The following is a 24476-nucleotide window of genomic DNA, read 5'->3' on the forward strand; positions in this document are numbered from 1 at the left end:
CGAAGACCGCACACCAACTCCCTCCAGGGACCACGACGACGAAGGGTTGTTGCGTCGGTTCTTGACGGCACAAGACGGGCCATTGCTGTTCCTCCGCGAGACGCTGACCAGCGTCGGTGCCGTGTTACTTATCGGCGCGCTGCTCTTCGCCATCAGCGGTGTGTGGCCGCCGATGGTCGCCGTCGAGAGCGGAAGTATGGACCCGCACATGCAGAAAGGCGACCTGATATTCATCACGGGACCCGAACGATTTGCGCCCGATGCCGCCATCGACGAGACCGCCGTCGTCACCGCCGAAACAGGCCAAGAGGCAGGCTATCGCACGTTCAAAGGCTACGGAAGCGTCATCGTCTACGACAATCCGAGCCTCGGCGGCCCACCGATTATTCATCGGTCGATGCTCTGGGTCGAAGAAGGTGAAAACTGGTATGACAGAGCAAATCCGGAGTACATGAACGCCAACAACTGCGAGGAACTCACCTACTGTCCCGCACCGTATTCCGGGTTCATCACGAAAGGCGATGCCAACCCCGGGTACGACCAGGTGAGCGGCATCAGCGCCCCAGTGAGACCCGAGTGGGTCCAAGGTGTCGCACGCATTCGCATTCCCTTCCTCGGATGGGTTCGCCTGACGCTCGGCGGGGCTCTATCGGCTGCAACGCCGCTGACGCCAGGAACGGGCATCGCTTCGAGTGGAATAGTGGCATCACAGACGGCGCTCGCACTCGGTTACTGAATCGGGGTCGCTCACCTACTGAATCGCGTTCTATTCTGCGGTCGAGAGAAGCGTGGATTTTGGGAGAACCATCGAACCGCTCGGGTGTCGAAGTTAGTTGTCGAAGCGCGCTTGGACGAAGGGTTGTGCGCTCTCGATGTCGCCGAGACGAGAGTCCGAGAGGAGGACCGCTTCGGTCTCGTCGATGGGAACCGAGAGGCTGATTTCTTTCGTCCGGCCGTAGCGACCTTTCGAGACGACGACGGCGTTAACGATGCCGAGCATGTCGAGTTCGGAGATGAGGTCGGTCACGCGCCGCTGGGTGAGGATGTCGGCGTCGATTTCCTCGCAGAGGCGTTTGTAGATGTTGAACACCTCTCCCGTGTTGATGTTGCGGACACCGTTCTTCTCGAGGAGGATGATAGAAAAGAGGACGATTTTCGACTGCGTGGGGAGCGTGCGAACGACTTCGACGACCCGGTCGAGTTCGATTTTATCCTGTGCCTGACGTACGTGTGCTTCTTCGACGGTGTCGGCCTGTCCGCGTTCGGCGAGTTCGCCAGCAGTACGAAGCAAGTCGAGTGCGCGGCGAGCGTCACCGTGTTCCTGCGCGGCGAACGCCGCACACAGCGGAATCACGTCTTCGGTGAGGGCACCGGACTTGAACGCCACGTCCGCGCGGTGTTGGAGAATGTCGCGAAGTTGGTTCGCATCGTAGGGTGGGAAGACGATTTCCTCTTCACCGAGACTCGATTTGACCCGTGGGTCCAGAAAGTCGGTGAACTTCAGGTCGTTCGAGATACCCATGATGGAGATGCGAGAATTGTTCAGTTCCGAGTTCATCCGCGAGAGGTTATACAGCGTGTCGTCGCCCGATTTTTCGACGAGTTTGTCGATTTCGTCGAGCATGATGACGACCACGCGCTCTTTGTAGTCTACGGCGTCGAAGAAGGTAGTATAGACGCGGTCTGTCGGCCACCCTGTCATGGGGACGGTCTCCATCTCGTCAGCGTCTTCGGCGAGTTCCTCCGCACGCTCGTCGATTTCTGCAATGGAACTGTAGGGGGTATCGTCGAGCGCGTTTGGGTTCTCTGTCGCGTGCGTTCGCATCTCGTCGAGTTGGTCAAGTTCGGTCTCGATACGCTCGATGTTCTTCTCGATGAACTTGTTTGCCAACTGCGCGAGGACGCGATACTGCGTGTCGGTTACCTCGCAGTTGATGTACTCGACTTCACAGGGGACATCGTACTTCTGCGAAGTCGATTCGAGTTCTTGGCTCACGAACTTCGCGCTCGCGGTCTTTCCGGTCCCGGTCTTTCCGTAGATGAGGATGTTCGATGGTGTCTCACCTCGAAGTGCAGAGACGAGAATCGTCGCCATCTGATTGATTTGGTCGGTCCGGTGCGGGAGTTCGTGTGGCGTGTACGAGGGGCGAAGCACCTCTTTGTTCTCGAAGATTGGTTCGCCTGCGAGCAGGTCGTCGAACAGTCCCTTCGAGTTCTCGTCGCTGTTCAACACGACCTTGTCGAGTCCGACGTCGGGATCCTTGTGCTGGTCGACGTCGGTCCCTTCGGAGATATCAGTGTCAGGGCCGATACTCGCCTCGATATCGATTTCGTCCATCGTCACTTCTTCCGAAGTTTCAGACGAGTCGCTCTCCGGGTCGGTTCGGCCATCGTATCCATCGTCACCACGTGACATCTCGTCGTCGTCCATCATGTGTACCCCCTTGTTTCGAGTGGAACGCGCCGGTGAAACGGCCGAAATCAGACGGGAAACCCGGTATACGGGGTTTTCGTCTTTGAAGCCGAAAAAGGCGCGTCCAGATGATGCAAAGGAACCAAACGAATAGCCGGTACAAAAGTCTTACTTCTCTAACTCATTAATGAACTAGTAATCAAGTCAGTCAATCGAACGAGAAAAATCTCGTGAAGAAATCACCGTCCGTGTCGGTTGTGTGGCATCGCGTCGGTGTAGATTTCGAGCTGGTGTAGACACCACATCGGTGTAGACGAATCGCGCTGAGCTGGCCTCGTGACGACTAACAAACTCACGATTCACGATTAGTTCACCCACGAACAGCACCACAACCAGCACAACGCCGAACACGTGGTACCTTACACTGTGGTACCTTACACTGTGGCACCCTCCAGGATACAACTTCCACGTGACACCTTGCGTATCGAACGCGCGCTGGCACATGTCGTCTCCGACCGACCTCATCGACGCGACTTCCTCGGTCGCCGCAAGTCAGCGAACGACAAATCGCTAGACGGAGTGTCAATCAATCACGACAGCGGCCAACGGTAAAGATGGGCTAGATATCCACTCCAGAAGAATTTTCGGCGGGTTCCACCCCTTTATTTCGTGTGGAGACGAGAAAATCTTCGATTGCTGATGTGACTCGTGAGAGACGCGGATACGAGATTTTTCTGAGCCCGTGATTCCGAATAGAAGTCGGGTGTTTCCAGTTCGACGGGAAACCCCTCGGTGTGAACTCCCCCACACCCCTTTGTTTCGGGTGGAACACAACGAAGGTGTGGGGCCGAATTCGTGACCACTCTAGACACTTGGGTTTTATTACCACCAACATCTTACCAAATCCGTAATAGAGGCAAATGGATTATTATTGTGGGGTTGTGTGGTTAAATCAAGGTTCGCTCTCCGTCTAGCGGTTTCACCCCCGACACCCCTTCGAGCGTCTCCACCTGAAACGAGGGGGTGGGGGTGTTACGCCTCTCGCGCCCGATTTCAATACCAACGTCTGACAGGTTATCGACGTGGATTTTCGGCTAATCCGTCGAGATTGACACGCTGAATGGGCCATCCCCCGATTTCAAGTCCATCGCGATGCCGTCATCTACTGGAGTGTTAGCACACGACTCTGTCTGTATCGACACGAAATCTTGATCTGTGCTTTGTGTTCTCGTGGCACACGCTGCCTCCGAAGTCCTCGACTGATTCTAACGACACCAGTACGCGCACACGCGAAAGAAACAATGTAAGGGTATGGTGAATTACCACCTCCCGGTAGCAGAAGTACGTATTTCGTGAATATTAACGCTGAAACCGCCGTTTTCGACCCGAAGCGAGGGGGTTTTCAATTCTGTTGTTCTGTCTCAAACGTGACTGATGTCTGACGTAGTGCTTAAGTGAGTACGGTTGGGTCATACCTGCATACGCCCTCCACGAAGACATTCGGGAGGAGCGGGAGGCCTCAGATGGGACTGCTTACAGATCTTAGAGACAGCATCTCACGAGCCGTCGACCGGCTCTTTTCGGAGAGCGAGCCAAAGCGAATCGGTATCTATGGCCCGCCAAACGCCGGGAAGACGACTCTTGCAAATCGTATCGCCCGTGACTGGACTGGTGACGCCATCGGTCCCGAGAGCCACATCCCCCACGAGACTCGCCGTGCTCGCCGCAAGGAGAACGTCGAGATCGAACGTGACGGGAAGAAAGTCACTATCGACATCGTCGACACGCCGGGTGTCACGACCAAGGTAGACTACAAAGAGTTTCTCGACCACGACATGGAGAAAGACGACGCCGTCCGGCGGTCCCGCGAGGCCACCGAGGGCGTCGCCGAGGCTATGCACTGGCTTCGTGAAGACGTCGATGGCGTCATCTACGTGCTCGACAGCACGAAAGACCCCATCTCGCAGGTCAACACGATGCTCATCGGCATCATCGAGAGTCAGAACCTCCCGGTGCTCATCTTCGCAAACAAAATCGACCTCGAAGATTCGAACGTCGAGCGCATCGCCAACGCATACCCACAGCACGAGACGGTCGAACTCTCGGCGCTCGAAGGAGAAAATATGGACGAAGTGTACGCGAAAATCGCACAGTACTTTGGGTGAATGTAATGCCTGAAGCGAAAGCATCCGACGGGAACTCGGGGGTTCAGATAGACCTGATTAGCGGCAACCGGATGTCGAATCTCACCAGCATGGAGAAGATTCGGCTCATCCTCGATGGGGTCCGCGATGGAAACATCGTCATCCTCGAAGAGGGGCTCGCACCGGAAGAAGAGTCCAAACTCATCGAAGTGACGATGGCTGAAATCAGCCCAGACGAGTTCAACGGTATCGAAATCGAGACGTATCCAAGTTCGCAAGCTGGCGACCAAGGATTCCTCGACCGACTCATGGGCCGACAGTCAGCAGCCAAGCTGACGGTCATCGGTCCAGCGAATCAAATCGAGACACTCCACAAAGACGAGAACCTCATCAGCGCACTCGTCTCGCGGAAGTAAGGAGTCGAACAGACGAAGCACGCGCCACCCGGCGCCCACATCCACCAATGCCACATCAATGTACGACGTGCGGTAAGGTGTTCCCCGACGGCTCGAAGCAGATGCTCTCGGGGTGCCCGAGTTGCGGCGGCAATAAGTTCCAATTCCAGCCTGCGACGACGAAACACGCGGGCGAATCGGACAGCGACGCCGCTGGCAACGCATCCGGCACCGGAACGCGCGACTTGACCTCATCTGCCGCAGACGCAGTTCGAAACCGAGCAGCACAGGCGACAGACCCCCCAACTGACGACTCCAACGAGGAGATGTCGGTGAGCGACTGGGTCAACAGTCAGCAGACACCGGAACCCGAACCGAGCGGGTCCCCAACGACTGCCGATTCGTCGCCAACTGACGACAGTGCCACGTTCGACGACGAGAACTCGTCTGTGGATTCTGGCGGCTCCGAATCACCTGAACAGGCGAGAGGGTGGGGCGAATGGCCGTCGAAACCCGGCGAAGACGACGAACCGCAGTCGTCACAGTCGCCAGAATCGCCACGATCCAACCAACAGCAGACACCGCCTCGGCAACCGTCCGAGGGCGACCACCCAATTCGCGCTCGAATCGAAGAAGACGAGGACAACTCTCAACGGAGCGCCCGAAGCGACGTTGTCTCACCCGAGGAACTCGCTGCGTATCGAGAGACGAATGTCGAATCTTCCCCATCGACATCTCAGACGCCCTCCGAGGCTCCCACTCCCGAATCACGACAACACGCGCACGAGACCGACGCATCTTCGGAGTCACCTCGTCCGGAAGCGGAGGATGGAACGGTCATCGAACCCGAATCCGACGAACGACCGTCGCTCGACGACCTCCGCGAGGAACTCAACGACCAGTTCGAGAGCATTAAAATCCTCAGCCCCGGCCAGTACGAACTGAACCTCATGGAGTTGTACGACCGAGACGAGTACATAATTTCGCTCAAAGAAGACGGTCGGTACGTCATCGAAGTTCCCGACTCGTGGGGACCAGGTAACCGAGACGACTGACCTGTACTCGATTCCATTCGAGCGACGACGAATCTTTCAGAACCCCTCTTTTTCCAGTGGAGATGCCTCTTTTTCGGAGACGAGTAGTCGTTCCCACGAGAGAGAATGACTGTCACAATCGTTATATACGGGAATTGAGAGTATATCACACGAGGGGAGACGAGATGACAGACCCGTACAACCAGAAGGTCGCAGAGTGGGCGGCGCTCGTCGGCGCATCGTTGCCGACTGCGCGACCAGACGATTCAGATTTCGAGGCCACGACCAGCGCCGAGTGACTTTCGGTGTGGTGGCGGTGCGGCCGACCGGACTACTTTCACCGTGCTACGCGAACCCTTATTCGCACGGGCGCGCAATCGCCACCGATGGTGGCTTCTCAGGACCCCGCGTACGTTGACCACCCGCTACTCATCCCAGCGTTCATCGAGCGACGCCTCTACCAGATTCAACTCGCGGGGGCCGCCCGCGACGCGAACACGCTCGTGTGTCTGCCGACCGGTCTCGGTAAGACGACGGTGAGCCTCTTGGTTACGGCCGAGCGGTTACACGAAGTAGGTGGGAAATCGCTCTTTCTCGCACCGACAAAGCCGCTCGTCCAGCAGCACGCGGACTTCTATCGGACGGCGCTCGACATCCCCGAAGACGATATCGTCGTCTTCACCGGCGACGTTCGACCCGACGACCGCGCCGCCCTCTGGGAAGATGCGCGCATCGTCATCGCCACCCCACAGGTCGTCGAAAACGACCTCATCGGAAACCGAATCTCGCTCGAAGACGTGACGCACCTCACCTTCGACGAGTGTCACCGCGCGAGCGGAGATTACGCCTACGTTTACATCGGCGAGCGCTACCACGCCGACGCGAAACATCCTCTCGTCACTGGGATGAGTGCCTCACCCGGCGGCGACCAAGAAGCCATTCTAGAAGTCTGTGAGAACCTCGGTCTCGCCGAAGTCGAGGTCATGACCGAAGAGGACGCGGACGTGGCTGAGTACACGCACAACACGGACGTGGAGTGGGTTCGCATCCAACTGCCCGACGAGATTATCGAGATTCGAGACGCGCTCAACGAGGTCATCACCGACCGACTGGAGAAACTCAAGCAGTTGGGCGTCGCCAAGTCCACGAAACCCGACGTCTCGCAGAAGAACCTCAACCGGATGCGAGCGGAACTTCAACGGCTCATGAACGCCGACAAGTCGGAGGGCTACAAGGGCATGTCCACGCACGCGGAGGTGATGAAACTCCGCCGGGCGGTCGAACTCGTGGAGACGCAATCCGTGGAGTCGGTTCGACGATACTTCGAACGCCAGCGCAATGCCGCTCGCTCGTCGGGTGCGTCGAAGGCGAGTCAACGCCTGGTCGCCGAACCCAAAGTCCGTGAAGCCATGCGCAAAGCCGAATCGTTCGACGGGCTCCATCCAAAATTCCGCCGTACTCGAATTCTTCTCGCCGAGACGCTCGGCCTCAACGACGGCGAGCGCGTCATCGTCTTCACCGAATCGCGCGACACCGCCGAAGCTCTCGTCGAGTTCCTCTCGGAGAACTTCTCGGTCCACCGATTCGTCGGGCAAGGTGACCGCGAAGGCTCGTCGGGTATGACCCAAAAAGAGCAACAAGAGACGCTCGACCGATTCCGAGATGGCGACTTCGAAGTACTCGTCTCGACGTCTGTCGCCGAGGAGGGTCTCGACGTTCCCGAAGTTGACCTCGTACTCTTTTTCGAACCCGTGCCGACGGCGATTCGGTCCATCCAGCGCAAGGGCCGAACTGGCCGACAAGCAGATGGTCGTGTCGTCGTCCTCCTCGCCGAGAACACCCGTGACGAGGCGTACTTCTGGATTTCACGCCGTCGTGAGAAGACGATGAAGCAGGAACTCCGTGAACTGAAAGGCTCTGCACCGGATATCGAGGCCGAATTAGATAGCGCTCAGCAGGCGCTCGCGTCGTTCGCATCGAGTGAGAGTTCCACCGGAAATGAGGGGGTTGACGGAGACGAATCCGAGGACCAACCGCCGAAGACGACGGCCGCATCGACTGGCGCGAACAACGGCCAATCCGGACTTGCCGACTTCAGCCCGTCCGAGGAAGAACTCGCACGTGCAGAACCGGACGACACAGATGAGGACGAATCGGCGGATGCCGACGCTGATGGTGACACCGAGTCGTCTGAACCGACCGGTACAATCGCCAAAGCCCAATCGGACGACGGGGTCGAAATCGTCGTCGACCAGCGCGAACTCGACTCGAACATCGCGCGTATGCTCTCGAAACGCGACGACCTGACGACGCGACTCGAAACCCTCGCTGTCGGCGACTACGTCCTCTCGGACCGCGTCGCGGTCGAGCGCAAAAGTGTCTCGGACTTCCTCGATACGCTCACTGGTGGCGACCGCTCTATCTTCGAGCAAATCGCCGACCTGACGCGACACTACGCGCGACCGATACTCATCATCGAGGGTCGCGGCCTCTACGAAGAGCGCAACATCCACCCCGGTGCGATTCGCGGTGCCCTCTCGTCGATTGCGGTCGATTTCGGCGTGAGCGTCCTCTTCACAGAGGGCGAAGACGACACCGCCGAGATGCTCGCGACCATCGCACTCCGCGAGCAAACCGAGCGCAAACGTAACGTGAGCGTCCACGGTGGTAAGAGTTCGAAGACGCTCGACGAACAACAGGAGTACGTCGTCTCGGCTATCGCCGACATCGGCCCGGTGACTGCCCGAAATCTCCTCGAAGCGTTCGGCACCGTCGAAGCGGTGATGATTGCGAGCGAAGACGAACTCCAAGACGTACGTGGGGTCGGTGCGGTCACCGCCGAACGTATCCGTGAAGTCATCGGCGCTGACTATCGGTAAATCCACGAAAAATCTTCTTTACCGTTGCTATCCATTTGCCGATAATCGAGGGTTTCGAACTTCCACTCCAACGTTCACGATTTTCTATCACTCACGATTGTTGTATCGCAACAAGCATTATGTGGATGGCGCACAATTTACTACTCGAAGATGAGTAATAATTTCGCGGACGCTGACGAGTCAGTGAAGCAGCGGAAATTCTACGGCGAGCCACAGCACGAAGACGCGGATGTGGACGACCGAGAGATGTTCGCCGCCGCGAGTGAGGAGTCAGAGTTCGAAGAAGAAGACGAGCGTGCTCTCTACTGCCTCATGCCACACTTCCGCCCCGACGCGCGGAACTATGCGCACAGTGGCTCTTCCAACAACCACGCTTCGGTCGCCTAATTCGGGTCGCCTGCCCCGTTAGGGGACGATAGTCACCGGGACCACTTCGGCGCGGAGGACGGTTTCGGCGGCGCTGCCGAAGACCGCGCGTTCGATTGCACCGTCTTCGTGGTGTCCCATCACGACGTGGTCGTAGTCGCGTGTTTCGACGAGGTCGAGGATTTCTTTTCCCACCCGGTCGGCCGTCCAGATGGCGACGGTAATGGTGGTGAGTTCGGGCTGGTCAGGGATGTCTGCGGCGTCGAGTTTCGCCTGCGCATCGTCGAGAATTGTTTCTGTCGCGTCCGTTTCTCTATCTGTAAAATGAACGACGTGGAGCGTCGCTTCCATCTCGACTGCCATGTCGATAGCGAACGCCAGTGCCCGCCCGCTCGCTTCTGTGCCGTCAACGGGGACTAAAATACGCATACCCGGATATCGTGGGGCGATAAGGTAAGTTCTCCTACCGGTCGAGTGCGGCAATCGCTTCGGCGGCCTCGCGCGCGGCGGCGAGGTACTCTTTTGCCCGGTGTGGGTCGTCGGTCGCGGCGGCCTCATTTGCGGCCCACGTCAGCGTCTCGACGAGCGACTCGCGTGCGGCGCTGAGGCTCGAATCGCCAGTTCGCTGGCGTGGAGTCGCTTGCCTGTGGCCCATCTGCTCGACACTCGACTGGTGTTGTTCGCCTGCGGGGCTGGACGCAGCCGAACCGTTACTTTCGGCGCTCTCTCCTTCAGAATCGACAGACTGCGATGGAACCGACTTGCCTTCTGCGACGGTTTCCTGTGCGACTTCTTCGGCGGCACTCGCCGCGCCGGTGTCGGCGTCAGCGGCGGCGTTCGCCTGTTGGCCCTCGGCTTGACACGATGGACAGAACTCCTGGCCGTTGTAGCGAAACAGCGGGTCGCCACACTGCGGGCAATGTTTGTTGGTCATCGTCGCCCCTTTGAGCAGGAGTTCACTCATCCGCTGTGTGGAGTCGCGCTTCTTGGCGTCCTGCTCGTACTTTTCGCGGAGACGCTGCCGCTCTTTTTCCTTATCGAAGTCGCTCATATCCAGAACGTGGCGAGCAACGTCGAAAAACCCAGCGGCGTGTGGTCGCAGAACCCGCACACTGCGCCCGTCTTCGACTTGCGACTTCGACGCACGACGTACCCGAAAATCGACAGACACGGTTCTGATGGGCGTTCCGAAACGTTTACTCGGAATCCACGGCGACTGTGACATGGTATGACGAAAGTTAGCGTGATTGGGGCGGCCGGAACGGTCGGCGCCGCGGCTGGATACAACATCGCGCTTCGTGACATCTGCGACGAGCTCGTGTTCGTGGATATCCCGAAGATGGAAGACAAGACGGTCGGTCAGGCAGCAGACACCAACCACGGTGTCGCTTACGACTCGAACACCGTCATCACTCAGGGTGGCTACGAAGACACCGCTGGCTCCGACGTGGTCGTCATCACGGCGGGCATCCCGCGCCAGCCGGGTCAGACCCGTATCGACCTCGCGGGCGACAACGCGCCCATCATGGAGGACATCGGTTCTTCCCTCGCTGAGTACAACGACGACTTCGTGTCCATCACGACGTCGAACCCCGTCGACTTGCTCAACCGTCACCTCTACGAGGCGGGCGACCGCGACCGCCACAAAGTCATCGGCTTCGGTGGCCGTCTCGACTCCGCACGCTTCCGCTACGTCCTGAGCGAGCGTTTCGACGCACCCGTTAAGAACGTCGAAGCGACCATCCTCGGCGAACACGGCGACGCACAAGTGCCCGTGTTCTCGAAGGTCCGCGTCGATGGCGCAGACCCCGAATTCTCTGCCGACGAGAAAGAGGAGATTCTCGGCGACCTCAAGGAATCCGCGATGGACGTTATCGAGCGCAAGGGCGCAACCCAGTGGGGTCCGGCAACGGGCGTCGCTCACATGACCGAGGCCGTCCTCCGCGACACTGGCGAAGTCCTCCCCGGTTCGCTCGTCCTCGACGGCGAATACGGCTACGAAGACACCGCCTTCGGTGTCCCGGTCAAACTCGGCTCCAACGGCATCGAAGAAGTCGTCGAATGGGACCTCGACGACTACGAGTCCGACCTCATGGACGACGCCGCCGAGAAGCTTCACGACCAGTACAACAAAATCGCGTAAGCGAGACCCCAGTTTTCCACGTTTTTCACCCGCCGCGAGCGACGGCGTTCGCGGTGCCGTGGCGGCAACCGCTCACTGTCAGTTCCCTGCCGTCGCTCACAACCGCTGTTTCAGCGCCGCGGCCGTCTTCTCGCCGACGCCCGGCACGTCCGTCAAATCGGCTATCGAGGCGTCTCGAATCCCTTCGACGCTCCCGAACCGAGTAAGTAGTGCCCGTCGCGTCTTCGGGCCGACACCGGGCACGTCGTCGAGGACGGTCTTCACCTCGTCGCGGAGGGTCTGGTGATATTGGACAGCAAAGCGGTGCGCCTCGTCGCGGACGCGCTGGAGGACGTGCAGATGCGGCGCGTTCGAATCCCAGTTGAACGTCCGGTCGGGCGTGATGACTAGTTCTTCTTCTTTTGCCAGCGCGACCGCAGGGACGTCCCAGCCTGTTTCTTCGAGGGCATCGAGCGCGGCGTTGAGTTGGCCCTTGCCGCCGTCGATGAGGAGTAAGTCGGGGTCGGGTCGGTCGTCTCGGCCTTCGAGTGCCCGCGTCGCTCGCCAGCGAATCAATTCGTGCATGTTGGCATAGTCGTCGTTGCGCTCGGGGAGTCGCCGCCGCCGATAGCCGCTCGTATCGGATTTTCCATCGACGAAGCACACGTCGCTCCCGACGACGGCCGTTCCCTGCGCGTGACTCACGTCGAAGCCTTCGATACGTGAGACACGGCGCACGTCGAGTTGCAGTTCGCGGGCAAGCGTCGCCAGTCCGTCGTCGCGTCCGGCACGACGTCGAGCGTTCTTGAGCGCGAGTTCGACGAGTTTTGCCTCTCGGCCAGCACCGGGAACCCTGACGCCGACGCCTTCGCCTTCGAGCCACGAGACCACGTCTTCGTCGTCGGGCCGTTCGGAGAGGAGAACGGCGTCGGGGAACTCGCGTTCGGCGTAGAATTGGGTGAGAAAGGCCGAGAGGACGGCGGCGGTTCGGTCCTCGCCTTCGGGTGCATCGAGGTGGTGGCGTGTTCTATCGACTAACTGGCCGCGTTCGGCGTGGAGACGGGCGACCGTCGCAGAGTCGCCGCGGAGGGCAACCCCGAGTACGTCCACTGCTCGGTCGTCGCTGTGGGCGGAGACGGCTTCTTCGCCTGCGCCGTGGAACGATTCGACGGCTTCGAGCATGTCTCGAAGGTTGGCGGCGCGTTCGAACTCTGCGTGTTGCGAGGCAGATTCCATCTCCCGGCGAAGTGGGTCGGTGAGAACGCCGGTTTCGCCCTCGAAAAATCGGGTGACTGCTTTCACGTCGGCGGCGTAGTCCGCCTCACTAATCTCGCCAGTACAGGGTGCAGTACACAGCCCCATCTCGTAATCCAAACATGGTCGTGACCGATTCGCGTACTTGTGGTCCGAACACCCGCGGAGTCCGTAGGTCTCGCGGAGTGCCTTGACGACGACTTCGACGCGCGTTTTATCGGTAAATGGGCCGAAGACTGTCGCCGAGTCGGCGGGGTCGCGGGTGACTTCAATTCTGGGAACGGCGTGGTTCGTCAGTTGGACGAGCGGGTAGGATTTGTCGTCCTTTAGTCGGACGTTGTACCGCGGTTGGTGGCGCTTGATGAGGTTGGCTTCGAGCAAGAGCGCCTGCGTCTCGGTGTCGGTGACGGCGAAGTCGATTCGCGCCGCGTTCTCGACCATCCGAGCGATACGTTGCGAACGCGGGTCCGCGTAGGACCGAACGCGGGCGCGGATATCGACCGCCTTGCCGACGTACAAGACTGTGTCTCCGGCGATGAACTGATATACCCCTGGGTCAGTGGGTAACTCACCTGCCCGCGTCCGTACCGCGTCTGCGTCCATCTGGGGGTTCTTACCACGCGAACGGCTTGAGGGTGACGCGTTTTGTGGTCGTAAACTGGTGGTGCTAGTTATCGGGGTTGATAACTGCCGCGAAAGCTACTCATAGGATTCTCTGGAAGATTGGCGCAAATGCTAGGTCGTATCTTTAATCATCTCCGCTCGTTGATGGGTCGAGGTGTACCACTCACCGATGGTGGTGCCGTCGCACTCTCGGAAGCGCCCGACCTCAACGTCGAGGACGAAGTGTTGTTGGATGGCGTCGGTCTCCCGGCGCTGGTACTCGATACCGACGGGCGAATCGCCGCGTGGAATCAGGGTATGGAGTCGCTCACCGCGACCGCCGCCGCCGTTGCACTCGGACGAACCGACCTCAGCGAGGTCTTCTACGGTGACGATACCCACGAAGTCCTCTCGGGAACGGTCCTGGCGAACCCACAGAACGCAGACCAACACGGTGATATCGAACTCGAAGATGCAGCACGGATGCTCTACGCCGCAGACGAGGCGTACACCGACCTCGAAGGTCAGACACACCACCTCCGCCACACGGCGATGCCGCTGTACGAGGGTGAAGAACTCGTCGGCGTCTTGCAGACCGTCCGCGACCGAACCGAAGAAGTCGAGCGCAACCGCGAAGTGGACCTCTTCGTCAACGAAGTCCAGACGACGCTCACGGAGTTGACCCGCGGCAACCTCGATTCGAAAGTCATGCTCGACGAAGCCGACCTGACCGACGAGAAACTCCTCATCGTCGTGGACTCGGTCAACGAGATGTCCCGCAAACTCGCCGACCTCGCCTCGAACGTCGAAGACGAGACGCAGACGGCAACCGAAGCGGTCACCCGCGCGGCGAACGCCGCCGATGCGATTGCAGAGAACGTCGAAGCCCAGCGCGACCTGCTGGACGAAGGCGCGACACAGATGCAGCAGTTCAGCGCGACGATGGAAGAAGTCGCCGCCACGGCCGACGAAGTCGATAGCGCCGCTGGCGAAGCACGCGATGCGACCGCAGACGGCCGTGAGGCGAACACCGAAGCACGCGAAGCAACCGCCGCAGTCGTCAAGATGGGTGACGAACTCGTCGACCGCGTGACCGACCTCGGCCAGCGGATGGACGAAATCGAAGACGTCGTGGAAGTCATCTCCGACGTGGCCGAACAGACCAACTTGCTCGCACTCAACGCGAACATCGAAGCGGCACGTGCGGGCCAAGACGGCGACGGATTCGCCGTCGTCGCAGAGGAAGTCAAATCGCTCGCCGACGAGACGCGCCAGCACACCGAAGATATCACCGAGCAAATCGAGACGATTCAGTCGCGGACGGACAACGCAGTCACCGCCGCAACCGAGTCGAACGACCGCATCGAACACGCCGACGAGCGTATCACCGAGATGCTCGAGGCGTTCGAAGAGATTGCAACGTCTATCGACACCGCTGCCGATGGCGTCGCAGAAGTCTCGCGTGCGACGGACGAACAGGCCGAGGCCGTCGAAGAACTCACCGCAACCATCGAAGACGTCCACGACCACACCGCCGAGACCGAGGGTTCGGTCGAGCGAATCGTCGTCGCCAGTGACGAGAGTACGCAGGCGCTCTCCTCGCTCGCACGCGAAGTCGAGGAACTCACCGGCAACCACTCTTGAACTAACCCACCAGCAACTACTCTTGAACTAACCCACCAGCAACTACTCTTGAACTCGGACGTTTTTCTCTCTTCGACTTTCGTGATGCGGCACGCGTAAGGGACTCGCCACCGAATCGAGAGCCATGGACGACACTGTTCGCCTCTGGTTGGTCGAACGCTCCTACGACGACCGCGACCTCATCATCCTCGTCTATGCGACCACCGATGGCGAGTACGCACTCCAGAAAGAACTCGCTGCGGCCGTGATGCACCAGCGCAGAATGGCGACGACGGCCGCCATCGAAGCTTCGAAAGACGACCTCTCACCGGTCTCCGAAGACCGCCAGGAACAGTACGCACAAGAAGCGACGAAGATGGCCGAGAAGCACGACCCCGACGACGAAATCTAATCGCTGCTGAGCGCGTTGTTCGGCGGTTCCCTGTAGCGATTTAACTACCAGACTGTTATCGTGGCTGATTTTCGCACCTAAAACCCTTTATGACAGGGCGACACACCCTCGGCCATGGCCGCCATCGAAGTGGACGGTGTCACGAAACGGTTCGAAGAGCACGAAGGCCTGATGAACACTCTTCGTCGCTCTCCGTCCGATGTCGTGACTGCCGTCGATAGCCTCTCTTTCACCGTCGAGGACGGTGAGGTGTTTGGCTTCCTTGGTCCCAACGGTGCCGGAAAATCGACGACAATCAACATGCTGCTCGACTTCGTGCGCCCGACCAACGGGTCTATCCGCGTCCTCGGCTTCGACGCCCAATCCGAGAGTGTCGAAGTCCGAAAACGGACGGGTGTCCTCCCCGAAGGCTACGATGTGTACGACCGACTCACCGGGCGCGAACACCTCGAATTCGCCATCGAGTCGAAAGAGGCGGACGACGACCCCGACGACATCCTCGCTCGGGTTGGACTCTCCCAAGAAGACGCGGACCGCCGCGCTGGTGGCTACTCGAAAGGGATGGCCCAGCGCCTCGCACTCGGGATGGCGCTCGTCGGAAGCCCCGACCTGCTCATCCTCGACGAACCATCGTCGGGTCTGGACCCCGCCGGAGCCAAAGAGATGCGCGATATCGTCCGCGAAGAGGCAGAACGCGGTGCGACTGTCTTCTTCTCTAGCCACGTCCTCGGACAGGTCGAAGCCGTGTGTGACCGCGTCGGAATCCTCCGAAACGGGTCGCTCATCGCCGAAGACACCATCGAAGGACTCCGCGACCAGATGCAGGGCGAAGCGGTCCTTCGCATCGACGTCGTGGGCGATATCGACACCAGTGTCGTCGAATCGGTCGAAGGCGTCTCGTCGGCATCGGTCGAAGGTGACACGCTCGTCGTCGCCTGTACCGACGACGCGAAGACACGCGTCATCACTGCAATCGAAGAGGCCGGAGCCACCGTCTCTGACTTCGAAACCGACGCCGCCTCGCTGGAGGATATCTTCCTCGCCTACACCGAAGAGTCGCCCGCGGAGGTGACCGCATGACGCTCGAATCGGTCGCCAGAAAGGACTTCCGCGACGCGATTCGCTCGCGCTGGCTCGCCGGACTGACGATGTTCTTTGCCCTCCTCATCGGCGGTTCGACCGCGCTGTTCTACGGCGTGTTGTTCGAAGGTGCGGGTGCGAACTCCGAAGCACTGTTCGGCCTCACTTCGACCATGCCGGGGCTGTTTAGCTTCTCGTACGCCGGGATGCTCGGATTCGTCCTCGCGCTCATCGCGCTCGTGACGGCCCACGGCGCGCTCATCGACGAGCGAGAATCGGGAACCCTGAAGCTCCTGTTGTCGCTCCCGAACTCTCGGCAAGACGTGGTCCTCGGCAAGTATCTCGGTCGGACGCTCGTCGTCTCGATTTCGATGCTCGTCGGCTTCGTGGTCGCGCTCGTCGCGATGGCCGCAACTGGAACGCAGATTCAGTTCGTCTCGTATCTGGGCCAAGTCGCACTCTCCGGACTGCTGGTTGCTTCGTTCGTCTCCATCGGTGTTTGGCTCTCGGCCACCTCGGAGTCCCAACGACAGGCTCTCTTCGGCACGATTGGTATCTACTTCATCTTCTCCATCCTCTGGGCGACGGTTTCGACCGGTATTCCACGACTCATCAACTGGGCGTTCGAGCAACTCCCCGGCATCGATGCCCTCACCGCCGAACAAATCGTCCAGATGCGACTGTTCATCAAGTACCTGAACCCACTTCGCGCCTACGAGACGCTCATTGCCGAACTCTACGGCTCGGCAGGGGCGGCTCGCATGTTCAAAGCCAGCCTCGGCGAACAACTCGTCCTCCAGCCAGTGTTCGCCGAATCGGTTCCGTTCTACTTCACCGGCGGATTCATCCTTCTCGTCCTCATCGCGTGGATTGTCGTTCCGCCAATTCTCGGTTACCGCGCGTTCGACGACGCCGACCTCTAAGCGCGGCGTCGCTCGATTTTCGTCGTACTCACTCCGGCGGATAGTCGATACCGCGCTCGGCCAGTAAATCGGCGAACTCCGTCTCTGTCGCAATCGGGACACCACGCTCGTCGGCATCGTCGCGTTTCGATTGTCCCGGGTTCTCGCCGACGACGAGGTAGTCGGTGTTACCCGAAACCGACCCGGTGACCGACCCACCGTGTCGTTCGACGAGTTCTTTGATGGCGCTTCGCGGCACCGAGAGCGCCCCCGTGACGACGAAGGTGAGGCCGTCGAGTTCGTCGCCGCCAGATTCGACGGGTTGGGGTTCGACGCCGCGGTCGAGGAGGGCGCGAATGACGGCACGGTTGTCTTCGTTCTCGAAGAAGTCGCGAATGTGTCGCGCGACGGTTTCGCCCACGTCGTCGATGGTCTGTAAGCGGGACTCGAACTCGTCGAACTCGTCCGGACCCATCTCCGAACCGAGTGGAAACGCATCGATGGTTTCGAACTCCTGTGCCAGTCCGCGTGCGGTCGCCTCGCCGACCTCGGGGATGCCGAGGCCGACGAGGAACGAATCGAGTGTTGGCGCTCTCGAATCGGCAACCGAGTCCACGAGGTTCTGGGCGCTCGTCTCCCCCCAGCCTTCGAGTTCGACGAGGTCATCGACTGTGAGGTCGTAGAGGTCGGCAACCGTCTCTACGAGGCCTTCGTCTACTAATTGTGAGACACGTTCGCCGCCGAGTCCGTCGATATCCATCGCGCTTTTGATGGCGAAGTGGCCAATCGAGGCTTCGCGCTGGGCGGGACACGAAAGCCCGCCCGAACAGAACGCGAGTGGGCCGTCGCGGTCCACGACGCTCCCGCAGACGGGGCACTCGTCGGGAAAGTCGTAGCTCCCACCGGCGTCTTCGCCGGATTCTGTCCGCCGGGCCGACGAGCGTTGCTCATCGACCTCGACGACTTCGACGACCTGCGGAATCACGTCGCCAGCGCGCTTGATTCGCACTTTGTCGCCGATAGCAACGCCCAACGATTCGATTTCGTCGGGGTTGTGGAGCGTCGCCCGCGACACCGTTACGCCGCCAACGTCCACGGGGTCCAAGAGAGCGACTGGCGTCAATCTCCCGGTTCGACCGACCTGCACCACGATATCGCGGAGCGTCGTCACCTCTTGCCGGGCGGGGAATTTGTACGCAAACGCCCACCGGACAGACCGACTCTTCTCGCCGAGTTCTTCGCGTGCGTCGCGCGAATCGACTTTGATGACCGTCCCGTCGATTTCGTAGTCGAGGTCGTCGCGCTCGGCTTTCATCTGATTCCGGTAGTCGATTGCGCCGTCTACGTCTTCGACGCGCTCGATACGGTCGGCGACGCGCAGACCCCACTCGCGGAGTCGGTCGAGAGACTCCCACTGGGAGTCGGGGAGACTGCTCGCATCCAAAATGTCGTAGAAGAAAATCGAGAGCGGGCGACTGGCGACGACCGAGGGGTCGAGATTCCGAAGCGTTCCGGCGGCGGCGTTTCGCGGGTTGGCGAAAGGTTCGTCACCCGCCTCGACACGCTCGCGGTTCAGGTCGCTGAAGGCGGGTTTCGGCATGTAGACTTCGCCACGGACTGCGAGCGTCTCGGGGTAGTCACCCCGGAGTCGAAGCGGGACGGCGGGAATCGTCTTCACCTGCGCGCTCACGTCGTCACCGCGTTGACCGTCGCCACGGGTTGCAGCGTGGACGAATTCGCCGTCTTCGTAGACGACTTCGAGCGAGAGGCCGTCGAACTTCGGTTCGCAGACGTAGGCCACGTCGCCGACCTCGCGGCGGACGCGTTCGTCGAACTCTCGTAACTCTTCGGCCTCCGTACTCTGGTCGATAGAGAGCATCGGCGCGACGTGTTCGACGGTTTCGAGTTTGTCGAGTGGCGCGCCGCCGACGCGACTCGTCGGACTCCCGGTCGTATCGAGGTCGAACGCGTCTTCGAGGTCCTGTAACCGCGCGAAGAGAGCGTCGTAGGCGGCATCCGAGACGAGGGGCTCCGCATCGACGTAGTAGCGATAGTCGTGTTCTCGAATCGCGTCGCGGAGCAGGTCTGCCTGCTTCGCACCTTCTTCGCGAGTCAGCGAATCGATGGGCTCGAACTCGGTCGATGGCTCTCGAAGATAGGGATTCTCGGCGTCGGCATCGCTCATTGGTCGTGGTGTCGAACGGACGACGGGTAAACGCTCCGGGCAGGCCGACGAGACTCAGGCGAAGAGGTACGCAACACCGAGAGCGGTTGCGAACACCCCGCCGAAGCGCGTGAGCGTCACGTTCCACTCTGCGGGTTCGACGTCGTCACGCGGGGTCTTGCTCCCGAACGCGTCGATTCGCTCGCCGAGTTTCGTCACGCGATACGGAAAGACTGCACCGGGAAGGCCGATAGCGAGAAACATCACACCAACCATCCACAGGTGTTCTGTCATACCCGAACGATTCGATGAATTGTGATGAGTTTTCGGGCTGGACGAGTGTTAGTTCTCGCGCCGACGGACGACCATCTCGACTGACCCATCGGGTCGGAGCGTAATCGACGGGTCGAACGAGAGGTCGTGACTCGGTTCGACGGTCCACTCTTGTGCGACTGTAGCGAGGACGAGACGCGCCTCCATCATGGCAAAGCGGTCGCCGATACAGCGGCGTGGGCCGCCACCGAACGGGAAATACGCGTAGGAAGGAAGGTCCTTCTCGAACTCGGTGGTCCACCGACTTGGGTTGAACTTCTCGGGGTCGTCGTAGAAGCGTGGGTCGCGGTGGAGTACCCACTGTTGGACGGCGACGGTCTGGCCTTTCGGAATGCGGTAGCCGCCTACGACGTCGTCTTCGGCGGCCTCACGGATGAGTTGCCACACGGGCGGATAGACACGCATTCCCTCTTTGACGACTTGCTCGGTGTACGTGAGGTCATCCAGTGAGGCGAACGTCGGGCGCTCGCCAGCCAGAACAGTGTCCAACTCCTCGTGTAACGTCGCCTCCTGTTCGGGATTCCGGCCGAGGAGGTGAAGCGTGTAGGTGAGCGCGAGTGCCGTCGTCTCGTGACCGGCCAGCAGGATAGTGATGAGTTCGTCACGAATCTGTGCTTCCGGCAGCGGGTCGCCGTTCTCGTCGCGGAACGAGAGAAGGAGAGAGACGATATCGTTCGCACCTTCGTGGGACTTCTCGTTGCGGTACTCGTGGATGATGCGGTCGGCGATTTCCTGTAAGTCGGCGAGTGCGTCCTTGTAGCGTCGATTGAGCGGCGTCGGAAGCCACCGCGGGACTTCGACGGGTCGGCGCATCGTCGTCGAAGAGAAGTCCATGACGGTTTCGAGCGCCTCACTGACTGCCGACTCTGCCTCGCGGATATCCACGTCGAAGAGTGTCTTGGCGGCGATTTCGACGGTGAGCGTCATCATATCCTCGTGGATATCGCGGGTCTCGCCGTCTTCCCACGACGACAGCATACGCTCGGTGTACTCGACCATCACCTCGCTGTATCGCTGGAGCATCTGCGGCAGGAACGCAGGTTGCATGAGGTGGCGCTGCTGTCGCCAAAACTCGCCTTCGCTCGTCAGTAGTCCGTCACCAAGTGGCGGCCGCAACGACGCTTGGAAGCGCTCGCCTTTGATGTACTTTTGATTCGCTTGCACGAGGACGTGTTCGACGAGTTCGGGGTCGCTCAACTGGTAGAACGAGATGCCACCCAGTTCGTACTGCGAGACGGGACCGTACTCGCGCGCCACGTCGGTCATAAACGAGAGTGGACGAGCGGCGTACTGGAAGGTGTTCTCGACGAACGGCGCACCCGAAGGACCCGGTGGGTCCTCGCGCGGGGTGGGCGTAGACTCAGACATATCTCATACTTCGCAGAGTTCGGGCATGCAACTGTCGCCGTTGGCGGCCGGTTCTTTAAGTGCTATCCGAGTTTGGTCAGCACGTGCGATTCGGCTTTTCGCAGGTGTTCCGAGGCCGTACTCGCCGAACAGCCGAGTTCACACGCCACGTCGTCGATGGTCGAACAGCGCGGAATATCGTAGTACCCGAGTTCGACGGCGACTGAGAGTGCCTCTCGCTGTCTCGTCGTCAACCCGGCGCGAACGCTATCCGCAACCGGGGTGTACTCGGAAAATCCATCCACCGAGAACGCCGCCGCGAGCGGGTCCGGAAGCGACGACACCGCCGCCGTGAGTTGGTCGTGGCCGCCGAGAACGTGGACAGTTATGCCGTCGCGAGTGAGTCGAATCGGCGTATCGAGGAGCAGGTCGTGTTCGTCGAGGAGTTCGAGCAGTCGGCGGACGTGTTCGGTCGGATGCATGTGGAGGTGACAGACTGCACCGCCGTCGCTGGTGGACGAAATGTCGAAATCGACGATATCATCGTGAGAGGCGACGCGCTCAGGGTCTGGCGCGGTCTCGAGATGGCACAGTTCGACGACAGTTCCGTCACGCCGAAGTCGGATGTCTCGGAGTTCGCCTCGCGGCCACTCGCCGTCCGTGACGAACACCTCGTAGAGGTCCCCAAACGGGTTGGTTTCGGTGTCGAAGTGAGCCCGCAGACACTTCATGCACTTCCTCGCGCCCACGGGCGTATCAACTTGTTCTCCCCGTCCGGCAACGCTTGCCGTAACTGAGGGTTATACATCTTTACAGAATTATGCACCACATACATGAATCGAGGTTTCCGCACTCGCGGTCTACACGCCGGTCAGGGCCCGGACCCGGCGACAGGGGCGCGTGCCCCGCCGCTCTACCAAACCACGTCGTACGTGTTCGACGACGCCGACCACGCCGCAGACCTCTACGCACTCGAGGCAGAAGGCGACGTGTACTCCCGAATCTCGAATCCGACGACTCGAATCCTCGAACGCCGCCTCGCCGCGCTCGAAGCAGGCGTCGATGCCGTCGCCACCTCCTCGGGGATGGCCGCTATCGACGCGATTACGACGGTTCTCGCCTCCGCAGGTGACAACGTCGTCCTCTCCGAAGACATGTACGGCGGCACGTCTTCGTACTTCTCTAACACCGCAGCTCGTCGTGGTATCGAACCCCGAACCGTCGAGACACTCGATATCGACGCCTACGCCGACGCAATCGACGAGAACACCGCGTTCGTCCACGTCGAGACGGTGGCGAATCCCTCGCTGAAGACGCCTGATTTCGAGGCTGTCGCGGACGTTGCCCACGAACACGAAGTTCCGCTCGTCGTGGACAACACCTTTGCGACGCCCGCACTCTGTCGGCCAATCGAACACGGCGCAGACATCGTCTGGGAGTCCACGACGAAGTGGATTCACGGCTCTGGAACCACCGTCGGCGGCGTCGTCGTCGATGGCGGCACCTTCCCGTGGGAGGCCGCCGACTACGAGGAACTCTCGGGTGAGAACCCCGCCTTCGGCGTCGATTTCGTGGAGCGATTCGGCGAGCGCGCCTTCGCCCAGACAATCCGCCACCGTGCCGTCCGAAGCCTCGGTAACTGCCAGTCGCCATTCGACGCGTGGCAGACCATTCAGGGCCTCGAAACGCTTGGCCTTCGGATGGCTGCCCACTGCGATAACGCCCGACAGGTCGCCGAATTCCTCCGTGACCACGAAGACGTTGCGTGGGTGACCTACCCCGGTTTCGAAGCCCACGAGACGAACCATCTGGCCTCGAAGTACCTCGATGGCTTCGCGGGGATGGTCACGTTTGGCCTCGTCGGCGATGACGACGAAGCATCTTACGCGGCCGCAAAGACCGTCTGCGAGTCGGTCGAACTCGTGAGTTTCCTCGCCAATATCGGTGACGCGAAGACCCTCCTCATTCACCCGGCATCGACCACGCACGCACAACTCTCGGTCGAAGAACAGCACGCCGCGGGCGTCGCCCCCGACCTGCTTCGCCTCTCGGTCGGCATCGAAGATGCAGACGACATCATCGCCGACCTCGACCAAGCGATTTCCCGTGCAACAGACGAAACACCCGCACGACAGACACGCCCGGGGCACGCATGAGTCGCGGACGAACCAGTCCGGGCCGACAGAGTGACTCGGCGACCGCCGACCTCGGCGAGTTCCGCTTCGAGTCGGGTGAGTCGATTCCGAACCTCCAGATTGCCTATGCGACGTTTGGCGAGTTCACCGGGGATAACGCAGTCCTCGTCTGTCACGCCCTGACCGGAAGCCAGCACGTCGCTGGCTACGGGACCGAAAGCAGCGTCTCCGGACAGGCCCGGGCGTGGTGGTCAGATATCGTCGGCCCTGGCAAGGCCATCGACACCAACGAGTACTACGTCGTCTGCGCGAACGTCCCCGGGTCGTGCTACGGGTCCAGCGGTCCCGCAAGCGACAGCCCCGATGGTGACCCGTGGGGGACCGATTTCCCACCCGTCACCATCGGTGACTGGACACAGGCACAGCGACGCCTGTGCGACCATCTCGGCATCGGTCGTCTCCACGCCGTCGTCGGTGGCTCTGTCGGCGGCATGAACGCACTCGACTGGGCCGTTCAGTACCCCGACGACGTGACGAGAATCGTCGTCGTCGCCTCTGCCGCCAGACTCGACCCGCAGTGTCTCGGCCTCGACGCCATCGCTCGCCGCGCCATCACGACCGACCCGGACTGGAACGGCGGCGACTACTACGGCGACGACAAGCCAAGCCCGGACGCGGGACTCGGATTGGCCCGCCAAATCGGTCACGTGATGTACCTCTCGAAGGATTCGATGGACCACAAGTTCGGGCGGCGAGCGGCGGGTCGGGGTGGCCGCGGCGACACCTACCCCGCCGACCCCGCGGCGATGTTCTTCCCCTACCGCGAGGTGGAGTCGTATCTCGACTACCAAGGCGAGAAGTTCGCCCAGCGCTTCGATGCCAACTCGTATCTGTATCTCACTCGCGCGATGGACGATTACGACCTCTCGGAGGGATACGAATCGGATTCAGCGGCGCTCGCGGCGTTCGAGGGTGAGGCGCTCTTGCTCTCGTTCACCGGCGACTGGCACTTTACGACCGAACAGGCCGAATCACTCGCGTCGGCCTGTCGCCGTGTCGATATCCCTGTCTCACACCACGTCGTCGAATCCGACCACGGCCACGACGCGTTCCTCGTCGAACCCGAGAAGGTCGGCCCGCCGGTGAGCGATTTCGTCGCCGACGGACCGTCCGGTCGTGCCGTCACCGACACCGCCTCGGATAACCACGTCGCGGACGAAGACACGTCGTTCGCGCCAGTCCACTCGTCGTTGTTCAGTCGATAGGCCCG

General features: G+C 60.6%; 21 protein-coding genes. 13 read left to right on the forward strand and 8 right to left on the reverse strand.

The annotated features are described in order from the left end of the window. Positions 1–46: 46 nt before the first annotated feature. On the forward strand, positions 47–736 hold the full coding sequence (locus ACK509_RS08925) for a S26 family signal peptidase (RefSeq protein ID WP_410766276.1): 690 nt from the start codon (positions 47–49) through the stop codon (positions 734–736). A 93-nt stretch (positions 737–829) separates the two neighbouring features. Here ACK509_RS08925 and ACK509_RS08930 read toward each other — a convergent pair whose 3' ends face one another. After that, on the reverse strand, positions 830–2431 hold the full coding sequence (locus ACK509_RS08930) for a Cdc6/Cdc18 family protein (RefSeq protein ID WP_410766277.1): 1602 nt from the start codon (positions 2429–2431) through the stop codon (positions 830–832). A 1505-nt stretch (positions 2432–3936) separates the two neighbouring features. On the opposite strand from ACK509_RS08930, the gene ACK509_RS08935 reads away from it, so the two are divergent. The 5 genes from ACK509_RS08935 (at position 3937) to ACK509_RS08955 (ending at position 9252) form a co-directional block, all read left to right on the forward strand. Next, positions 3937–4578 (forward strand): GTP-binding protein, encoded by a 642-nt coding sequence (locus ACK509_RS08935; protein ID WP_410766128.1) that lies wholly within the window; start codon positions 3937–3939, stop codon positions 4576–4578. Positions 4579–4583: 5 nt separating this feature from the next. After that, entirely contained in the window at positions 4584–4973 is a 390-nt protein-coding gene (locus ACK509_RS08940; RefSeq protein ID WP_410766129.1) for a DUF2073 domain-containing protein, read from the forward strand. A gap of 47 nt (positions 4974–5020) precedes the next feature. After that, a complete protein-coding gene (locus tag ACK509_RS08945; protein WP_410766131.1) occupies positions 5021–6007 on the forward strand; it encodes a Zn-ribbon containing protein in 987 nt (328 codons plus the stop codon). 365 nt (positions 6008–6372) lie between these two features. Next, entirely contained in the window at positions 6373–8865 is a 2493-nt protein-coding gene (locus ACK509_RS08950; RefSeq protein ID WP_410766132.1) for a DEAD/DEAH box helicase, read from the forward strand. A gap of 150 nt (positions 8866–9015) precedes the next feature. Continuing rightward, complete coding sequence (locus tag ACK509_RS08955; protein ID WP_410766134.1) at positions 9016–9252, forward strand: hypothetical protein; 237 nt, start codon at positions 9016–9018, stop codon at positions 9250–9252. Between the two features lie 18 nt (positions 9253–9270). Here the strand turns inward: ACK509_RS08955 and ACK509_RS08960 are convergent, their stop codons facing one another. Then, a complete protein-coding gene (locus tag ACK509_RS08960; protein WP_410766135.1) occupies positions 9271–9660 on the reverse strand; it encodes a universal stress protein in 390 nt (129 codons plus the stop codon). 34 nt (positions 9661–9694) lie between these two features. Continuing rightward, positions 9695–10282 (reverse strand): Sjogren's syndrome/scleroderma autoantigen 1 family protein, encoded by a 588-nt coding sequence (locus ACK509_RS08965; protein WP_410766136.1) that lies wholly within the window; start codon positions 10280–10282, stop codon positions 9695–9697. Positions 10283–10459: 177 nt separating this feature from the next. On the opposite strand from ACK509_RS08965, the gene mdh reads away from it, so the two are divergent. Then, the gene (gene mdh, locus ACK509_RS08970) at positions 10460–11374 is read left to right on the forward strand and encodes a malate dehydrogenase (protein WP_410766137.1); all 915 of its coding nucleotides are present in this window, start codon (positions 10460–10462) and stop codon (positions 11372–11374) included. A gap of 96 nt (positions 11375–11470) precedes the next feature. Here the strand turns inward: mdh and ACK509_RS08975 are convergent, their stop codons facing one another. Continuing rightward, positions 11471–13210 (reverse strand): excinuclease ABC subunit C, encoded by a 1740-nt coding sequence (locus ACK509_RS08975; protein ID WP_410766139.1) that lies wholly within the window; start codon positions 13208–13210, stop codon positions 11471–11473. 165 nt (positions 13211–13375) lie between these two features. Between ACK509_RS08975 and ACK509_RS08980 the strand changes: the two genes are divergently transcribed. The 4 genes from ACK509_RS08980 (at position 13376) to ACK509_RS08995 (ending at position 17248) form a co-directional block, all read left to right on the forward strand. Next, the gene (locus ACK509_RS08980; RefSeq protein WP_410766140.1) at positions 13376–14854 is read left to right on the forward strand and encodes a methyl-accepting chemotaxis protein; all 1479 of its coding nucleotides are present in this window, start codon (positions 13376–13378) and stop codon (positions 14852–14854) included. 124 nt (positions 14855–14978) lie between these two features. After that, a complete protein-coding gene (locus tag ACK509_RS08985; RefSeq protein WP_410766141.1) occupies positions 14979–15245 on the forward strand; it encodes a hypothetical protein in 267 nt (88 codons plus the stop codon). 114 nt (positions 15246–15359) lie between these two features. Then, positions 15360–16325 carry an ATP-binding cassette domain-containing protein gene (locus ACK509_RS08990; protein WP_410766142.1) on the forward strand — a complete coding sequence of 322 codons (966 nt, stop codon included), beginning with the start codon at positions 15360–15362 and terminating at the stop codon, positions 16323–16325. Beyond that, on the forward strand, positions 16322–17248 hold the full coding sequence (locus ACK509_RS08995; protein WP_410766143.1) for an ABC transporter permease: 927 nt from the start codon (positions 16322–16324) through the stop codon (positions 17246–17248). Before ACK509_RS08990 ends, ACK509_RS08995 begins: the two co-directional genes overlap by 4 nt. 28 nt (positions 17249–17276) lie before the next feature. Here ACK509_RS08995 and ligA read toward each other — a convergent pair whose 3' ends face one another. From ligA to ACK509_RS09015, 4 genes are all read right to left on the reverse strand, one after another. Continuing rightward, positions 17277–19412, reverse strand: coding sequence for an NAD-dependent DNA ligase LigA (gene ligA / locus ACK509_RS09000; RefSeq protein ID WP_410766144.1), 2136 nt, complete (start codon positions 19410–19412; stop codon positions 17277–17279). Between the two features lie 54 nt (positions 19413–19466). Continuing rightward, on the reverse strand, positions 19467–19685 hold the full coding sequence (locus tag ACK509_RS09005) for a hypothetical protein (RefSeq protein ID WP_410766145.1): 219 nt from the start codon (positions 19683–19685) through the stop codon (positions 19467–19469). Between the two features lie 48 nt (positions 19686–19733). Then, complete coding sequence (locus tag ACK509_RS09010; RefSeq protein WP_410766146.1) at positions 19734–21092, reverse strand: cytochrome P450; 1359 nt, start codon at positions 21090–21092, stop codon at positions 19734–19736. Positions 21093–21154: 62 nt separating this feature from the next. Next, complete coding sequence (locus ACK509_RS09015; protein ID WP_410766147.1) at positions 21155–21802, reverse strand: helix-turn-helix domain-containing protein; 648 nt, start codon at positions 21800–21802, stop codon at positions 21155–21157. A gap of 102 nt (positions 21803–21904) precedes the next feature. Between ACK509_RS09015 and ACK509_RS09020 the strand changes: the two genes are divergently transcribed. Further along, positions 21905–23227, forward strand: coding sequence for an O-acetylhomoserine aminocarboxypropyltransferase/cysteine synthase family protein (locus ACK509_RS09020; RefSeq protein WP_410766148.1), 1323 nt, complete (start codon positions 21905–21907; stop codon positions 23225–23227). Continuing rightward, a complete protein-coding gene (gene metX, locus ACK509_RS09025; protein ID WP_410766150.1) occupies positions 23224–24471 on the forward strand; it encodes a homoserine O-acetyltransferase in 1248 nt (415 codons plus the stop codon). Before ACK509_RS09020 ends, metX begins: the two co-directional genes overlap by 4 nt. Positions 24472–24476: the final 5 nt, after the last annotated feature.

The organism is Haloferax sp. DFSO60 (genome assembly GCF_046557615.1).
GTDB lineage: Archaea > Halobacteriota > Halobacteria > Halobacteriales > Haloferacaceae > Haloferax.

What these genes read in the sequence shown, in the direction of transcription:
- ACK509_RS08930 (WP_410766277.1), bottom strand. Translation starts at nt 2,431, where the DNA reads ATGGACGACGACGAGATGTCACGTGGTGACGATGGATACGATGGCCGA.
- ACK509_RS08935 (WP_410766128.1), top strand. Translation starts at nt 3,937, where the DNA reads ATGGGACTGCTTACAGATCTTAGAGACAGCATCTCACGAGCCGTCGAC.
- ACK509_RS08940 (WP_410766129.1), top strand. Translation starts at nt 4,584, where the DNA reads ATGCCTGAAGCGAAAGCATCCGACGGGAACTCGGGGGTTCAGATAGAC.
- ACK509_RS08945 (WP_410766131.1), top strand. Translation starts at nt 5,021, where the DNA reads ATGCCACATCAATGTACGACGTGCGGTAAGGTGTTCCCCGACGGCTCG.
- ACK509_RS08950 (WP_410766132.1), top strand. Translation starts at nt 6,373, where the DNA reads ATGGTGGCTTCTCAGGACCCCGCGTACGTTGACCACCCGCTACTCATC.
- ACK509_RS08955 (WP_410766134.1), top strand. Translation starts at nt 9,016, where the DNA reads ATGAGTAATAATTTCGCGGACGCTGACGAGTCAGTGAAGCAGCGGAAA.
- ACK509_RS08960 (WP_410766135.1), bottom strand. Translation starts at nt 9,660, where the DNA reads ATGCGTATTTTAGTCCCCGTTGACGGCACAGAAGCGAGCGGGCGGGCA.
- ACK509_RS08965 (WP_410766136.1), bottom strand. Translation starts at nt 10,282, where the DNA reads ATGAGCGACTTCGATAAGGAAAAAGAGCGGCAGCGTCTCCGCGAAAAG.
- mdh (WP_410766137.1), top strand. Translation starts at nt 10,460, where the DNA reads ATGACGAAAGTTAGCGTGATTGGGGCGGCCGGAACGGTCGGCGCCGCG.
- ACK509_RS08975 (WP_410766139.1), bottom strand. Translation starts at nt 13,210, where the DNA reads ATGGACGCAGACGCGGTACGGACGCGGGCAGGTGAGTTACCCACTGAC.
- ACK509_RS08980 (WP_410766140.1), top strand. Translation starts at nt 13,376, where the DNA reads ATGGGTCGAGGTGTACCACTCACCGATGGTGGTGCCGTCGCACTCTCG.
- ACK509_RS08985 (WP_410766141.1), top strand. Translation starts at nt 14,979, where the DNA reads ATGGACGACACTGTTCGCCTCTGGTTGGTCGAACGCTCCTACGACGAC.
- ACK509_RS08990 (WP_410766142.1), top strand. Translation starts at nt 15,360, where the DNA reads ATGGCCGCCATCGAAGTGGACGGTGTCACGAAACGGTTCGAAGAGCAC.
- ACK509_RS08995 (WP_410766143.1), top strand. Translation starts at nt 16,322, where the DNA reads ATGACGCTCGAATCGGTCGCCAGAAAGGACTTCCGCGACGCGATTCGC.
- ligA (WP_410766144.1), bottom strand. Translation starts at nt 19,412, where the DNA reads ATGAGCGATGCCGACGCCGAGAATCCCTATCTTCGAGAGCCATCGACC.
- ACK509_RS09005 (WP_410766145.1), bottom strand. Translation starts at nt 19,685, where the DNA reads ATGACAGAACACCTGTGGATGGTTGGTGTGATGTTTCTCGCTATCGGC.
- ACK509_RS09010 (WP_410766146.1), bottom strand. Translation starts at nt 21,092, where the DNA reads ATGTCTGAGTCTACGCCCACCCCGCGCGAGGACCCACCGGGTCCTTCG.
- ACK509_RS09015 (WP_410766147.1), bottom strand. Translation starts at nt 21,802, where the DNA reads ATGAAGTGTCTGCGGGCTCACTTCGACACCGAAACCAACCCGTTTGGG.
- ACK509_RS09020 (WP_410766148.1), top strand. Translation starts at nt 21,905, where the DNA reads ATGAATCGAGGTTTCCGCACTCGCGGTCTACACGCCGGTCAGGGCCCG.
- metX (WP_410766150.1), top strand. Translation starts at nt 23,224, where the DNA reads ATGAGTCGCGGACGAACCAGTCCGGGCCGACAGAGTGACTCGGCGACC.